At 75.1% G+C, this 13,819-nt stretch carries 14 protein-coding genes; 3 read left to right on the forward strand and 11 right to left on the reverse strand.

Translation table 11 applies throughout. From position 1 onward, the window contains the following. Positions 1–424 precede the first annotated feature (424 nt). The 3 genes from EV384_RS00815 (at position 425) to EV384_RS00825 (ending at position 3,554) form a co-directional block, all read left to right on the forward strand. Positions 425–1,399, forward strand: a complete 975-nt coding sequence (locus EV384_RS00815) for an ECF subfamily RNA polymerase sigma factor, BldN family (RefSeq protein WP_130329163.1) — start codon at positions 425–427, stop codon at positions 1,397–1,399. A 289-nt stretch (positions 1,400–1,688) separates the two neighbouring features. After that, a complete protein-coding gene (locus EV384_RS00820; protein WP_130329165.1) occupies positions 1,689–2,561 on the forward strand; it encodes a DUF5667 domain-containing protein in 873 nt (290 codons plus the stop codon). A 120-nt stretch (positions 2,562–2,681) separates the two neighbouring features. Then, positions 2,682–3,554, forward strand: coding sequence for an HAD family hydrolase (locus EV384_RS00825; protein ID WP_130329167.1), 873 nt, complete (start codon positions 2,682–2,684; stop codon positions 3,552–3,554). 13 nt (positions 3,555–3,567) lie between these two features. Here the strand turns inward: EV384_RS00825 and EV384_RS00830 are convergent, their stop codons facing one another. From EV384_RS00830 to EV384_RS00880, 11 genes are all read right to left on the reverse strand, one after another. Continuing rightward, positions 3,568–4,443: a lysophospholipid acyltransferase family protein gene (locus EV384_RS00830; RefSeq protein WP_130340113.1), complete on the reverse strand. Its 876-nt coding sequence runs from the start codon at positions 4,441–4,443 to the stop codon at positions 3,568–3,570. 353 nt (positions 4,444–4,796) lie between these two features. Further along, the gene (locus tag EV384_RS00835; protein WP_130329169.1) at positions 4,797–5,870 is read right to left on the reverse strand and encodes an NAD-dependent epimerase/dehydratase family protein; all 1,074 of its coding nucleotides are present in this window, start codon (positions 5,868–5,870) and stop codon (positions 4,797–4,799) included. A gap of 120 nt (positions 5,871–5,990) precedes the next feature. Next, positions 5,991–6,092, reverse strand: coding sequence for a 30S ribosomal protein bS22 (locus EV384_RS00840; protein ID WP_007465623.1), 102 nt, complete (start codon positions 6,090–6,092; stop codon positions 5,991–5,993). Between the two features lie 207 nt (positions 6,093–6,299). After that, positions 6,300–6,509 carry a helix-turn-helix domain-containing protein gene (locus EV384_RS00845; RefSeq protein WP_089005106.1) on the reverse strand — a complete coding sequence of 70 codons (210 nt, stop codon included), beginning with the start codon at positions 6,507–6,509 and terminating at the stop codon, positions 6,300–6,302. Positions 6,510–6,732: 223 nt separating this feature from the next. Next, positions 6,733–7,917, reverse strand: coding sequence for an ABC transporter permease (locus tag EV384_RS00850; protein WP_130329171.1), 1,185 nt, complete (start codon positions 7,915–7,917; stop codon positions 6,733–6,735). Beyond that, a complete protein-coding gene (locus EV384_RS00855) occupies positions 7,914–8,792 on the reverse strand; it encodes an ABC transporter ATP-binding protein (RefSeq protein WP_130340115.1) in 879 nt (292 codons plus the stop codon). Before EV384_RS00855 ends, EV384_RS00850 begins: the two co-directional genes overlap by 4 nt. Positions 8,793–8,854: 62 nt before the next feature. After that, positions 8,855–10,243 carry an efflux RND transporter periplasmic adaptor subunit gene (locus EV384_RS00860; RefSeq protein WP_130329173.1) on the reverse strand — a complete coding sequence of 463 codons (1,389 nt, stop codon included), beginning with the start codon at positions 10,241–10,243 and terminating at the stop codon, positions 8,855–8,857. 40 nt (positions 10,244–10,283) lie between these two features. Continuing rightward, complete coding sequence (locus EV384_RS00865) at positions 10,284–11,855, reverse strand: hypothetical protein (RefSeq protein WP_242623892.1); 1,572 nt, start codon at positions 11,853–11,855, stop codon at positions 10,284–10,286. Positions 11,856–12,058: 203 nt separating this feature from the next. Further along, a complete protein-coding gene (locus tag EV384_RS00870) occupies positions 12,059–12,394 on the reverse strand; it encodes a YrdB family protein (RefSeq protein ID WP_130329175.1) in 336 nt (111 codons plus the stop codon). Next, positions 12,391–12,960, reverse strand: coding sequence for a TetR/AcrR family transcriptional regulator (locus EV384_RS00875; RefSeq protein WP_130329177.1), 570 nt, complete (start codon positions 12,958–12,960; stop codon positions 12,391–12,393). The genes EV384_RS00870 and EV384_RS00875 overlap by 4 nt, the downstream gene beginning before the upstream one ends. Continuing rightward, positions 12,953–13,753 (reverse strand): alpha/beta fold hydrolase, encoded by an 801-nt coding sequence (locus EV384_RS00880; RefSeq protein ID WP_242623893.1) that lies wholly within the window; start codon positions 13,751–13,753, stop codon positions 12,953–12,955. The genes EV384_RS00875 and EV384_RS00880 overlap by 8 nt, the downstream gene beginning before the upstream one ends. Positions 13,754–13,819: the final 66 nt, after the last annotated feature.

Consider the following 13,819-nt stretch of genomic DNA (forward strand, 5'->3'; position numbering starts at 1 on the left):
CGCGCGACACCGTCCAGACAGCGCCGCCGCGACACGCCGAGGTGGGGGTCCAAAACCACTCCGACCAGGACTTTCCACTCCGGACCAGCTTCCGCCAGCAAAGTCAACCGCACACGACGGACAACCGGTCCGCCATTTGTGCGACAGGGAGGGAAATACTTCCGCCCTGTGTAACGGACTTGCCACGCGCGGGTGACGTTGGCCCTATCATCACTCGGGTCGGCTCACCCCATTTGCCGTGAGTCGACACCCCTCAGCCCGAGGAGGCCCCCGTGCCTGTGAGCGCATTGGACCAGCACCTCAAGGGGATCTGCCGCCCGTCGGCACGTCCCGGAACGGCCCTGCCCGACCGGGGCGTACCCGGTCCCGCCGCGACGCCGCGGCGACCGGTGCGGCCGTGCCCCGCCTGGATCGGGGAGGCCCGGTGACCACCTTCGGTTATGCGGAGCGGCCGGCCGGTCTGACCGGTCCGACACCGAGGACGCCGGTCAACGAGCGGCTGGACCAGACGCCGCGCGGCGCGGCGGAGGGCTCATCGGGCCTCGCCGTCCGCGGCGAGGGCGCCCGCCGGGTGCGCAACCGCCCGCACCACAACGAGGCGCCGCCCCGCCCGGCGCTACCCGGCGGCAACGCGAGCCGGGTCGGCGCGCCGTCCCGCCCGACCATGCCGGCGCAGGGCCGCCGGGCCGCGGAGACGCCGCCGGCCGCCGACCCGTCAACCAGCGAGACGGCCATCCTGCCGGCGGTGCCGGCCGGCGACACGGCCGTGCTGCCGGCGGTGCCCGCCGCGCCGGCCACCGCCACCGGCTTCCCGAGCCGCCCCGACCCGTCGGACCCGGCCACCGAGGTCTGGACCCTGGTCGAACGCGCCCAGGCCGGCGAGGCCGAGGCGTTCGGCCTGATCTACGACCGGTACGTCGACACCGTCTTCCGGTTCGTCTACTTCCGGGTCGGCAACCGGCAGCTGGCCGAGGACCTCACCTCCGACACCTTCCTCCGGGCGCTCAAGCGGATCGGCAGCTTCACCTGGCAGGGCCGGGATCTCGGCGCCTGGCTGGTCACCATCGCCCGCAACCTGGTCGCCGACCACTTCAAGTCCGGCCGCTACCGCCTCGAGGTCACCACCGGCGACGTGCTCGACGCCGACCGGGAGGACCGCGGGCCGGAGGGCAGCCCGGAGGCCGCGGTCGTCGAGCACATCACCAACGTCGCCCTGCTCACCGCGGTCAAGCAGCTCAACCCGGAGCAGCAGGAGTGCATCGTGCTCCGTTTCCTCCAGGGCTTCTCGGTGGCCGAGACCGCCCGCGCGATGGGCAAGAACGAGGGCGCGATCAAGGCGCTGCAGTACCGGGCGGTGCGGGCTCTGGCCCGGCTGCTGCCCGACGGTTTCCAGCCCTGAGAGACGTCGTTCGCGCCGGCCCGCCCCCGTTTCCGTGGGCGGGCGCGCGGCGCCTCCCCACCCGTGACGACGATCACTCTTGGTGATTTCGCCTCCGCCGGCCCCGTAACCGCCACCCGCCACGAACCGTTTCTCCGGGTGCGACCAGTGGTTGTCCCGGCGTCCCCGGGCCACCCGGTCCGGCGGGCACGGTCGACCGAACGGGTCGGCCGTCGGCGTCACGCTGCCACCGGTCGCTGGTGACGAATACGGCCGGACCGGCCGTGACCAGCGAGAGGAGGTGCCTGCGGTGGACAGTGACCTCTTCTCCCGTCGGCGCGCCGAGCGCTTCGCACAGCTCCTCGACGAGGCCAACGGCGGCCGACGTCACCACGTGCGCTCCCGGGTCGACGACGAACTCGCCGCGCTCGTCGCGGTCAGCCGGCGGCTCACCGCCGATCGACCGGACGTCGAGGTCGACGCGGAGTTCCGCACCGGGCTCCGGGCGATGCTGGTGGCCACCGCCGAGCGGGAGGGCATCGGCGCCCCGGCGGCGAAGACCGAGACCGCGACGGCGGGCACCGGGACCAGGGGCTCGCTCCTGCCGGCGGTCACCGCCCGGCGGGCCCGCGCCCGGGGCGCGATCCTGGTCGGCATCGCCGCCGGGGCCGTCGCCCTCTCCGGCATCTCCGCGGCCAGCGAGAACGCGCTGCCCGGCGACGCGCTCTACGGCATGAAGCGCTCCACCGAGCGCGCCCAGCTCGCCCTGGCCAGCTCGGACATCAGCCGCGGTCAGCTCTTCCTCGACTTCGCCCGGACCCGGCTCGACGAGGCCGCCACGGTACGCGACGACCGGATCGGGTTCAGCGCCGTCCTCGACGACATGGACGCCGACACCCGCCAGGGCGTACGGCTGCTCACCACCGTCGCGGCGCAGCGCACCGACCCGGCCGGCCTGGACGCGGTCAACGTCTTCGTCACCGGCCAGCGGCGCGCGGTCAGCGGGCTGCTCGACCGGGCCGACCACGTCGAACGGGACCGCACCCGGCGCTCGCTCGCCCTGCTCGACGCCGTACGCAAGCGCTCCGACGAGCTCCGCGCGGCGATCGCGTGCGGGCTGCCGACGCCCACCGCCAGCGACGCGCTGGGCCCCGCCCCGGCCGACTGCCCCGGCGGGCGCTGACCCGGCCGGCGCGGCAGCCGTCCACGCCACATTTCCCCCCACGTACGACCGGTCGCCAGCGGTGTCCGGTTACCCTCGCCGTGGAACACGTGTCGCGGTCGTCGAGCGGAGGGAGGTCGCGTGGCCCGCACCCGGAAGGTCACGGTCAGCACCGACGTCCACGGCCACACCGCCGGTTGGTCGGAGACCGATCAGGCGCCGGTCACCCCCACGCCCGACCCCACCGCGGCGGCCTTCTTCGACGTCGACAACACGATGATGCAGGGCGCCTCGATCTACTGGTTCGCCCGCGGGCTGGCCGCCCGCAAGTACTTCACCACCGGTGACCTGGCCCGGTTCGCCTGGCAGCAGGCGAAGTTCCGGCTGCTCGCCACCGAGCACGCCGGCGACATGTCGCAGGCCAAGGAGGCAGCGCTCGCCTTCATCCACGGTTGGCGGGTGGCGGACATCGAGCGGCTCGCCGAGGAGATCTTCGACGAGCTGATGGCCCCGCGGATCTGGGCGGGCACCCGCAAGCTGGCCCAACGCCACCTGGACAGCGGCCAGCGGGTCTGGCTGGTCAGCGCCGCCCCGGTGGAGATCGGCCGGGTGATCGCCGCCCGACTCGGCCTGACCGGCGCGATCGGGACGGTGGCCGAGATGGTCGACGGGGCGTACACCGGGCGGCTGGTCGGCGACCTGATGCACGGGCCGGCCAAGGCCGAGGCGGTGACCCAGCTCGCCGCGGTCGAGGGGCTGGACCTGACCCGCTGCGCCGCGTACAGCGACTCCGCCAACGACCTGCCGATGCTCTCGACGGTGGGGCACCCGGTGGCGATCAACCCGGACGCCGCCCTGCTCCGGCAGGCCCGCGAGCGGGGCTGGGACGTCCGGGACTTCCGCACCGGCCGGCGCGCGGTCAAGATCGCCGTACCGTCCACCGCCGCCGCCGGGCTGGTCGCCGGGGCGGTCTCCGCCGGCCTCGCGCTGCACCGCCGCCGCCGGACCCCCTGACGACGCCCGTCCCCTAGGGACCGAACGGGTCGGGGCGTCGTTCGAGGAGCCGGTGCAGGGTCTGCTGGATGGTCTCCCGGACCTGGTCGGCCAGGTTGAAGACGACCAGCGGGTCGTCGGCCGAGTCGCTCAGGTGCGCGGTGGGGATCGGCGGGCAGAACTCGATCAGCCACTTGCTCGGCAGCGGCACCATGCCCAGCGGCCCCAGCCACGGGAACGTCGGCGTCACCGGGAAGTAGGGCAGTTTGAGCAGCCGGGCCAGGGGCTTGATGTCGGCGAGCATCGGGTAGATCTCCTCGCCGCCGACGATGGCCACCGGCACGATCGGCGTGCCGGTACGCAGCGCCGCCGAGACGAACCCGCCCCGGCCGAACCGCTGGAGCTTGTAGCGGTCGGAGTAGAGCTTGCCGACGCCCTTGAAGCCCTCCGGGAAGACGCCGACCAGCTCACCGTTCCCGAGCAGCCGCTCGGCGTCCGGGTTGCAAGCGACCGTGCCGCCGGTCTTGCGCGCGATCTCGGAGACCACCGGCATCCGGAAGACCAGGTCGGCGCCGAGCAGCCGCAGGTAGCGGCGCGCCGGGTGCTGGTCGTGCAGGGCGGCGGAGAGGATCAGCGCGTCCAGCGCCACCGTGCCGGAGTGGTTGCCGACCACCAGGGCGGGCCCGTCGGCCGGCACGTTCTCCAGGCCGCCGACCTCGGTGCGGAACCAGTCCCGATAGAGCAGCCGGACCAGCGGGTGGAACACGGCGTCGGTGAGGTCCGGGTCGAAGCCGAACTCGTCGACCTCGTAGTCGCCGGAGAGCCGCCGCCGCAGGAAGGCCAGCCCGCTCGCGACCCGACGGTCCCATTGGTCCCGCCGGTCCGGCACCGCCGGCCCGGCCGGCGCCACCGCCCCGTCGTTCGGCGTCGCCTCGGCCGGCTCCTCGACCGCCGTCGGCTCCTCGACCGCCGTCGGCTCCGGGCCGCCGGACCGCCGGTCCGCCACGACGGACGCCTCTTCCGTCGCCGCGGAGAGCTCGTCCGCCACGACTGACGGCTCGTCCGTCGCCGCGGTGTCCGGCTCGTCCGTCGCCGCGGCGTCCGGCTCGTCCGTCGCGGCCGTGTCCGGCTCGTCGTGCGCCGCCGGGTCGGCGGCGGCGGCCGTCGTCCCGCGGTGTCCGTTGCGCCGCGCCGGCTCCGCGTCCGGCCCGGTCACCGTCAGCGGTACGTCGTACGGGCCGTCGCGCCGCTCGTCCCGGCCGCTCACGACCGCTCCCGCACGGCCGAGCGGACCTGCCGGATGCCCTCCAGCACCAGCTGCTCGGCGGCGGCGAGCTGATCCCGGCTCACCACCACGCCACCGTGGTGGGCGCGGATGAAGTCGTCGAACGCGGCGGCGGTCGAGCGCGGCGTGAAGCCGTACTCCCGCTCGAGCCTGGTGGTGTCCACCACCCGACCGTGCACGAAGAGGTCGACCTGGTCCAGACCGTAGCGGCCGAAGCCGAGGTTGCGGACGATCGCCGCCGCGCCGGAGAGACCGGGCTCCAGCACCGGCATGGCCACCCGGCCGGCCCGGCGGATCGCCTGGGTGAGGGAGAGCACGCCCGGGCCGGCGACGTTGTACGTCCCCGGGTGCTCCTCGACGATCGACCGGTGCAGCACCTCGAGCGCGTCATCGAAGTGGACGAACTGCAGCCGCGGGTCGCGGCCGAAGACGGTGGGCACCACCGGCTGGGAGAAGTAGCGGGTCAGCGTGGTGTCCGCGGTGGAGCCGATGAACGGCGCGAAGCGCAGCACGGTGGCGGTGACGTCGGGACGGCGGCGGCGGAACCCGCGGACGTACCCCTCGATGTCGAGGATGTCGCGGCCGAAACCGCCGCGCGGCACCTCGCGCGGCTCGGTCTCCTCGGTGAAGACCGCCGGGTCGCGGAACGACGCGCCGTACGCGGCGGTCGACGAGCGGACCACGAGCTTGCGCAGCCGGGGCGCCCGCTGGCAGGCGGCGAGCAGCTGCATGGTGCCGATGACGTTCTGTTCCTTCATCGCCGCCCGGCCGCCGTGCTGCGGGTCGAGGGCGCTGACCAGCGCCAGGTGGACGACGGCGTCGACCTCCAGGTCGGCGAGGAGGCCACCGAGGGAGTCCAGGTCGAGGCGAATGCGCTCGACCCGGTCGAGCAGGTCGGTGAACTCGGGGCCGGGGGTGGCCGGGTCGACGCCGATGACCCGTTCGATCCGGGGATCGGCGGCGAGCCGGGCGGCGACGTGGGCGCCGAGGTAGCGGCCGACCCCGGTCACGACGACGACCCCCGGAGCACCTGGGGTGCCACCGGGGGTCATGTCGTGCGCCTTGGCTGGCAGGCGGGATCGAGCCGGGACGTCCGCGGCCTGATCACCTGAGCCTCCGAGAGTCGACAGTTGGCAAGTGGTGCCGGATGCCGGGCCGAGGCCCGGCCCCGGTCACTTGCCGAGACGGCGACGCTGGACGCGGGTCTTGCGCAGCAGCTTGCGGTGCTTCTTCTTAGCCATGCGCTTGCGGCGCTTCTTGACCACCGAGCCCATACGACAGCCTTTCGATGCAACGTGCGGGGCGGACCGGGAGACACCACCACGGGTGGCGTCGGTGACCGCTTGCGGACAACGGACCGGACCAGCGTGACGGGCAGGGCGCACCAGGGTGCGGTCACGGTCGGGTCCAGGGTAGCCGGAGTGCGTCAGCAGGACCAACGCGCCCCCGTCAATGCCCGTTACGTCGCACTCGGCGGTGCGTCAGGCGGTCTCCTGAAACGCGCCCCGGAGATACTCGTGGACGGCGTGCTCGGGCACCCGGAACGACCGGCCCACCCGTACCGCGGTCAGCTCACCGCTGTGCACGAGACGGTAGACCGTCATCTTGGAGACCCGCATGACCGTCGCCACCTCGGCGACGGTCAGGAACCTGACATCCGACAGCCGACCGTCGGACTGTGACCCGGCCATGGCTCACCGACCCATTCCCGTGCCCGGCGCGTGCCACCGGACGGGAGCTCCCGCCAGGACGGGCAACGCGCGTGTTACCAGTACGGTAACGGGACGGCTGTGACCGGCGCGATCCCTTCCTGCAACTGATCATGGATGGGGCGACGTTTCCCCGCTGTTGACCTGGCGTTTTCCTCCCCGGCGCGCGCCTCGTCCCGTTGCCGGGACGGCGCACCGTCGGCGGTCACTCGGCGCGCAGCGCGACCACCGGGTCGAGGCGGCCGGCCCGCTGGGCCGGGACCACCCCGAAGACGATGCCGACCGCGGCGGAGACCCCGAAGGCGAGCGCCAGCGACCACCAGGTGATCGCGGCCGGGATCGGCGAGACCACGTCGACCAGCAGTGCGGTGCCCACGCCGAGGGCCATCCCGATCAGCCCGCCGATGGCGGTGAGCAGCACCGCCTCGAGCAGGAACTGCACGCCGATGTCCCGGGGACGGGCGCCCACCGCCTTGCGCAGGCCGATCTCCCGGGTCCGCTCGCGGACCGAGACCAGCATGATGTTGGAGACGCCGACGCCGCCGACGAGCAGCGAGATGCCGGCGATGGCGGCCAGCACGCCGGTCAGCACGCCGAGGATGTCGCCGAGCACGCCGAGGATCTGCTGCTGGGTGACCGCGCTGAACTCGGTGTCCGGGTGGCGGCGGGACAGCTCGGCGACGATCCGGTCGCCCAGTTCGCCGATCCGCTCCCGGTCCGGCGCCTTGACCGCGATGCCGTCGACCCGCTGGGTGCCCCAGAGCCGCTGCGCCGCGGTCACCGGCACGTGCACCTCGTCGTCCCGGTCCACGCCGAGGCTCTGCCCGAGCGACGCGAAGACGCCGATCACCCGGAACCGCACGCCGGCCAGCGCGACCTGCTGGCCGAGCGGGTCCCGGTCGGGGAAGAGCGCGGTGGCGACGGACGCGCCGAGCACCGCCACCCGCCGGCTGGTGTCCACGTCGGCCCCGGTGAGGTAGCGACCCCGGGCCAGCGACCGGGTGAAGACCGTCGGGGTGGTCTCCAGCACCCCCTGGACGGTGGTGAAGTCCGACCGGTTGCCGGCCCGTGCGGTGGCCCCGGACGCGACGGTGACGGCCACCCGGCCCGGGTCGCCGACCACCCGGGACACCGCGTCGACGTCCTTCAGGGTCAGCGGCGAGACCACCGGGGCGGTGCCCACCTCGATCTTGCCGGGCACCACCAGGAGCAGGTTCGAGCCGAGCCCCTCGACCTGCTGCTCGACCTTCTGCTTGGTGCCGGTGCCGATCGCCACCAGCAGCACCACGGACGCCACCCCGATGATCACACCGAGCATGGTCAGCGCGCTGCGCATCCGGTTGGCCCGCAGCGCGTCCAGCGCCACCCGCCAGGCCTCGGCCACCCTCACGACGCACCCCCGGCGCGATCCACGTGGCGCGGAAGGCGCCCGGTGGCTCCGATGGCGCCACCGGAGCCACCGGACGGGTGCCCCGGGCCGCTTCCGGACGCGGACCGGGGCTCCGCGCTGGGAGCGGCGTCCAGTGTCTCAGGTCGTCCGTCGCGGTCGGACAGCGGTCGATCATGGAGGCGGTCACCGCCCGCGGTGACCGTGTCGGAGCGGATCAGGCCGTCCCGGACGGCGATCCGCCGGCGGGCCCGGGCGGCCACCTCCTGGTCGTGGGTGACCATCACCAGGGCCACCTCGGACTCGGCGTTCAACCGTTCCAGCAGCTCCAGCACCGCCTCACCGGTCGCGGTGTCCAGGTTGCCGGTCGGCTCGTCGGCGAGCAGCACCGCCGGGTCGGTGACCAGCGCCCGGGCGATGGCCACCCGCTGCTGCTCGCCGCCGGAGAGCTGGTTGGGCCGGTGGTGCAGCCGGTGCCCCAACCCCACCCGGCCGAGCATCGCCGCCGCCCGCTCCCGCCGCTGCCGCGCGCCGATCCCCCGGTACACCAGCGGCAGCGCCACATTGTCCACCGCGGACGTCCGCGGCAGCAGGTGGAACGCCTGGAAGACGAAGCCGATGGTCTCGTTGCGCAGCGTCGCCAACTCCGGGGCGGAGAGCGTCGCCACGTCCCGCCCGCCGATCACCAGCCGGCCGCCGGTCGGCCGGTCCAGCCCGCCGAGCAGGTGCATCAGGGTGGACTTGCCGGAGCCGGACGGCCCGATCACCGCGACGTAGTCGCCGGGCGCGATGGTCAGCGACACCCCGCGCAGCGCCGGCACCGAGACCCCGTCCAGCTGGTACGTCCGGGACACGTCGACCGCCTCGATCGCCGGCACCCCGGCCGGCGGCGTCACCGAGCCGGCCTTCGGGGCTCGCGGGAGCGGCTCACTCCGCGCGCTCACCGGAGTTCCTGACCGTCGCGGACGTGGTCCGCGCCCCGTACCACCACCTGGTCACCCGCCTGCACACCGCTGACGATCTGCACCAGGTCCTGCCCCTGCACGCCCACGGTGACCGGCACCTGGTCCGCCTTGCCGTCCCGCAGCACCCAGACCGCGTCCCGGCCGTCGGCGGAGAAGACCGCCGAGGCGGGCACGGCGACGGCGTCGGCCGCCTCGCGGACCCGGAGGTGGACCACGGCGTTCATGCCGGGGCGGGGCGCCGGGGCCACCTCCCCCTCGCCGAGGCGGCCCGCGCCCAGGGCCAGCCGCACCCGGTAGGTGACCCCGCCCCGGGCGGAGGTGCTGGGCAGCACGTCGACCGAGCGGACCCGGGCGTCGTACGTCGCGCCGGTGACCGCGTCCAGCTCGACCGAGGCGGCCACGCCGGCCCGGACCAGGAGCACATCCGTCTCGTCGACCTCGGCGAGCAGCCCCAGCGCGCCGGTGTCGACCACGGTGAGCACCGGGGTCCCGGCGGTGACCCGTCCACCGGCCGGCACGGCGTCGTCCACACCGGGCGGCGGGCCGCCCTGCGCGGGCGCGAACGCCGACGGGTCCAGCCCCGGCGCGCCGCCCGCGCCGAGCAGCCCGGCCAGGTCGGCCGACCCGCTCGCGGACCGGGTGCCGCCGGGCTGCACCACCCCGTCGACCGGCGCGCGCAGCGTGAGCGCGTCGACGGTCGCCTTCGCCAGGTCGTACGCCTGCTGGGCCTGGAGTCGCTGGGCGCTGGACAGCGCGCCGACCGCGGAGTTCAGCCCGGCCACGCCCCGCTGCACCGCGTTGACCGCCCGGTCGGCGGCGCGCGCGGCCGACTCGTACTGCCGCTGCGCGGACTCCACCTGGAGCAACAGCGCGGACCGCAGCTGCGGGTCGCCGATCTTTCCGGCGGCGACCCGGGCCGCGTCGAACGCCTCGGCCGCGGCCTTGTCCGTGCCGCGCCGGCTGCCGCCCAGGTCGCCGACGCCGACGCCCCGGCCGGCCCGCTTCGCGGCGCGCAGCGCCTCGCGGGCCTGCCGGAGCCGGTCCTGGGCGGACGGTGAGCTGATGACGGCGAGCACCTGCCCCCGGCGCACCCGCTGTCCGGGCTGGACGCGCAGGCTGGCAAGGGTGCCGTCGGCGGGCGCGGTGAGGGTCGCGGCGGCCCGGGCGGTCACCGTGGCCGGGGCGTCGATCACCTCGGTGACGGCGGACCGGCCGACCTGGGCCAGCGCGACGGGGGACTTCTCGTCGCCGCAGGAGGCGGCGGTGGTGCCGGTCAGGGCGACGACGGCGAGGAGGGCGGTGAGCAGGCGGGGCCGCGTGCCGATCGGGGGCCGCGGCGAGTGGGTGCAGGCCACCCGGCCCATGCTACGACCCGTCGACGACTGTCGACCTGCCAGCCGCCGGTCAGCCAGCGACGGCCCGGACGTACCCGACGCAGTCGTCGTGCAGGGTGGACCACTGCTCGCCGAAGGCCTGGTCGGACGCCTCCTCGACGGACCGCCGGTCGTGGACCACCGCGCGGAAGAAGTCCAGCACCCGCTGCTCCCCGTACCGGTCGACGAGGTGCCGGACGGCCAGGTAGCCGACCCCGTAGCTGCCCCCGACCCGGTCGTCGGCCGCGTCGTCGGCCGGGGTCAGCCCGTCCAGCCGGCCGTTCCAGCCGCCCCGGACGAGTTTCCGCACCTCGGGCAGTCCGTCGTAGCGGCCCACCGGCTGACCGTCCGCGCCGGCGTACTCGGCCAGCCCCTCCACCAGCCACCAGGTGGCCCTGTCCGAGTACCCCCAGTCGGGCAGCGAGGCGGCGTGGGTCAGCTCGTGCCGGAGCAGGTCGTCGACCCCGGTGGGCGACAGGCTCTCGGCGTTGAGCACCACGTCGTGATGGCCGCCGCCGACGCCGACCGCGTAGCCCGCCGTCCATCGCGGACGGCCGCCGCCGTACCAGCGCCGCCACTCGCCACGACCGGCGTAGAAGACCAGGTAGCGGTCGGGGGGTGGGGCGCCCACCGCGTACAGGTCGGCGACCTTCGCCGCCGCCTCGGCCTGGGCGAGCAGGCCGGGCAGCTTGGCCCGCAGCGCGGGCGTGGTGGCGACGACCGTCCGCGTCCCGAACGCCACCGCCAGGTCGCTGACCTCCCAGGGCCGGGCGCCGGCCGGGGTGGAACCGGACTCCTCGACCGCGAGCAGCCGGGGCTGCTCCCCGGCGTCCCGCCAGCGGGTCCCGATCACCACGGAGGCGGGCGTGCAGCCCGGGACGACGAAGCAGTACCTGACCTTGACCGCGAGCTGCCACTCCCCCGGCCGGCCGGCGACCGCCCGGGGCACGCCGTCCGCCGCCGGCCGCCACACGGTCACCCGGAGCGCCCGCAGCGCGGCGTACCGGCGGGTGAGGTCGGCGCGGGCCCCCGGCTCGGCGATGGCGAGGAAGCCGTCGCGGTCACCGCCGAGCAACGCGGCGGCCTGACGGTCGAGTTGGCCGGTCATCCGCACGCCGAGGCGGCGGGCGGCGGCGGTGGCCGCGTCGTCGCCCGTGGCCGTCCGCCCGGCGTCGCCGACCAGCCCGACCAGGAGCACCGAGGGCAGCGCGCAGGTCAGCACCATGACCACCACCGCGATCGCCGCCCAGAGCGACCACCGCCGCCGGCGCGCCGGCGCCGCTGCCGACGCTGGCTGCGGCTGCTCGCGCTCCGCGATCTGCCCGTGATCCGCTTCCTGCCCCCGGCTCCCGACCTGCGCCCGGCCGATGGCCGGCCCGTCGACCACGGCCGGTTCGGGCGCCACGACCGGCTCGGAGGCGGCGACCGGCTCGGAGGCGGTGACCGGCTCGGAGGCGGTGACCGGCTCGAGGGCGACGACCGGCTGGGGGTCCGCGGCCTTGCCGCCACCGACGACCGGCGCACCGACCACGATCGGCTCACCGCTCACGGCCGGCTCGCGGTCCGCGGCTGCCTCACCGGGCTGCTGGTCGCCGTCGGTCACCGGCGAAGGGTACGACCGATCGGGCGATCCGGCCAGAGCCACGCGCCGGCGGCATCGGCCGCGACGCTCCCCTCCGGGTGCGGGTGATGGTGCTGGTCGCCTGTGGAGCTGATGTCGGATCCGAATCACCGATGTCGCGGTCGGGACGTTGGGCGAAGCTCCCGAGCGCGCGACCGCGAGAAAGGCGCGCCGGCGGGGGCGGGTCAGGCCGGGTCGCCGGCCAGGCGGAGCAGCGTCTTGTCCACCGCCCAGAGCGCGACCAGCAGGACCGCCGGCACCGGGTGGCCGGCCAGCGCGAGGAGCACGCCGCCGGTGACGAAGCAGGCGGCCTGGACGGCCATCTTGGCGGGCGCGGGCAGCGACACGGTGGCCCTCGGCGAGCAGAAGGTGCCCCAGACGACCGCGATCAGCAGTGGCGCGCCGAGCCCGGCGAGGAGGCGGACGGACCACCCGGCGTCGAGGGTGAAGCCCCACCACGCGGCGGCGGCGAGCATCGCCAGCTCCAGCAGGAAGATGAGTGCCAACAACGGGGCCTTCATCGCGACCTCCAGTCCCGGAACGCGGTGTCCAACGCGGCCACCAGCTGGTCGAAGGAGCGGTCGACGCCGCGGGGCAGGCCGAATCCGCCGGCCGCCTCCAGGGTGACGAAGCCGTGCACCGCGCTGCGGAAGATCCTGGCGGCGTCGACGGCGTCGTCGCCGGTGAGGCCGTACCCGCGGAGAATCGCGTAGATCGCGTCGAGGGCACGCCGGCCGGCCGCGACGTGGTCGGGGTCGGCGGCGTCGGGCACCTGCTGGGCCGCCGGGTAGCGGCCGGGGTGCCGGTGGGCGTAGTCCCGCCAGGCGGTGGCGACCCCGCGCAGCGCGTCCACGCCCGCCCGGCCCGCCGCGGCGGCGATCATCCCGTCGGCCAGCTCGGCGGTGGCGAGCGCGGCCAGCTTCTGGTTCAGCGCGTCGGCGCCCTTGACGTGCTTGTAGAGGCTGGGCAGCGCGACGCCGAGCCGGTTGGCGAGGGCGGCCAGGGTGAGCCGGTCGTAGCCGACCTCGTCGGCGAGCCGGGCGGCCGCCTGGACGACGGTCTGCGGGGTGAGGCCGGCCCTAGGCACGGGTGGTCACCGCCAGGAACTCGACCAGCTGGGCGGCGGTGGCCTCGGGCTGGTCGGCGTGCGGGTAGTGCCCGGAGTCGTCGATCATGCGCGCCTCGGCGGTGGCGAAGAGCCGCCGGGCCGCCCGGGCCTCGGCACCCGGGTCCTTGAAGTCCGGGTCCTTCGTACCCATCAGCACCAGGACCGGCTGCCGCACCTCGGCGGCCCGGGCGGTCCAGTGCGGCGCGACCGGCGCGATCACCCCGCGCACGGCGTCCATCCGGCCGCGCAGCCCGGCGACCATCTCCCTGCGGTACGCGGCGTCGTCGGCCGGCCGCCCGGCCGGGAAGAGCGTCTTGTGGAACATGCCGAAGAGCCGGGGGCTGCGCAGCACCGCCGCCTGGGCGACCCGCATGAACGGGTTGGGCTTCGGCTCGGCGACGAACGGGCTGACCTGCACGATGCCGTTGACCAGCTCGGGCGCGTCGGCGGCGGCGAAGACCACGGCGGACCCACTGGACGAGCTGCCGACCAGGGTGGCCGGGCCGCCGCCGAGGGCCCGGACCACGGCGAGCAGGTCCGCGCCGACCTCGGCCGGGGCGTACGTCGACCAGTGCGGGCTGGAGTCGCCGTGGCCCCGGACGTCGGCCGAGGCCACCCGGTAGCCGGCCCGGACCAGGAGGGGGATCAGGTGGCGGAAGGACCGCCGGTTCTCTCCCATGCCGTGCGAGAGGACGACCAGCGGCCCCTCCCCGTGCACCTCGTACGTGATGGTTCCGCCGTCCCGCGCCACCTGGCTAATCAGCATAGCCATCAGGCTAATGGCATTAGCTTCGGTCGTCAAGAGAGGTCGCCCGACCGGATTCCCCGGAACCGACGA

The sequence above is a fragment of the Micromonospora kangleipakensis genome (genome assembly GCF_004217615.1).
Taxonomy (GTDB): Bacteria; Actinomycetota; Actinomycetes; order Mycobacteriales; family Micromonosporaceae; genus Micromonospora; species Micromonospora kangleipakensis.

Coding starts and splice junctions, on each gene's coding strand:
- EV384_RS00860 (WP_130329173.1), bottom strand. CDS start 10,243: ATGGGCCGGGTGGCCTGCACCCACTCGCCGCGGCCCCCGATCGGCACG.
- EV384_RS00880 (WP_242623893.1), bottom strand. CDS start 13,753: ATGGCTATGCTGATTAGCCAGGTGGCGCGGGACGGCGGAACCATCACG.
- EV384_RS00840 (WP_007465623.1), bottom strand. CDS start 6,092: ATGGGCTCGGTGGTCAAGAAGCGCCGCAAGCGCATGGCTAAGAAGAAG.
- EV384_RS00845 (WP_089005106.1), bottom strand. CDS start 6,509: ATGGCCGGGTCACAGTCCGACGGTCGGCTGTCGGATGTCAGGTTCCTG.
- EV384_RS00835 (WP_130329169.1), bottom strand. CDS start 5,870: ATGACCCCCGGTGGCACCCCAGGTGCTCCGGGGGTCGTCGTCGTGACC.
- EV384_RS00870 (WP_130329175.1), bottom strand. CDS start 12,394: ATGAAGGCCCCGTTGTTGGCACTCATCTTCCTGCTGGAGCTGGCGATG.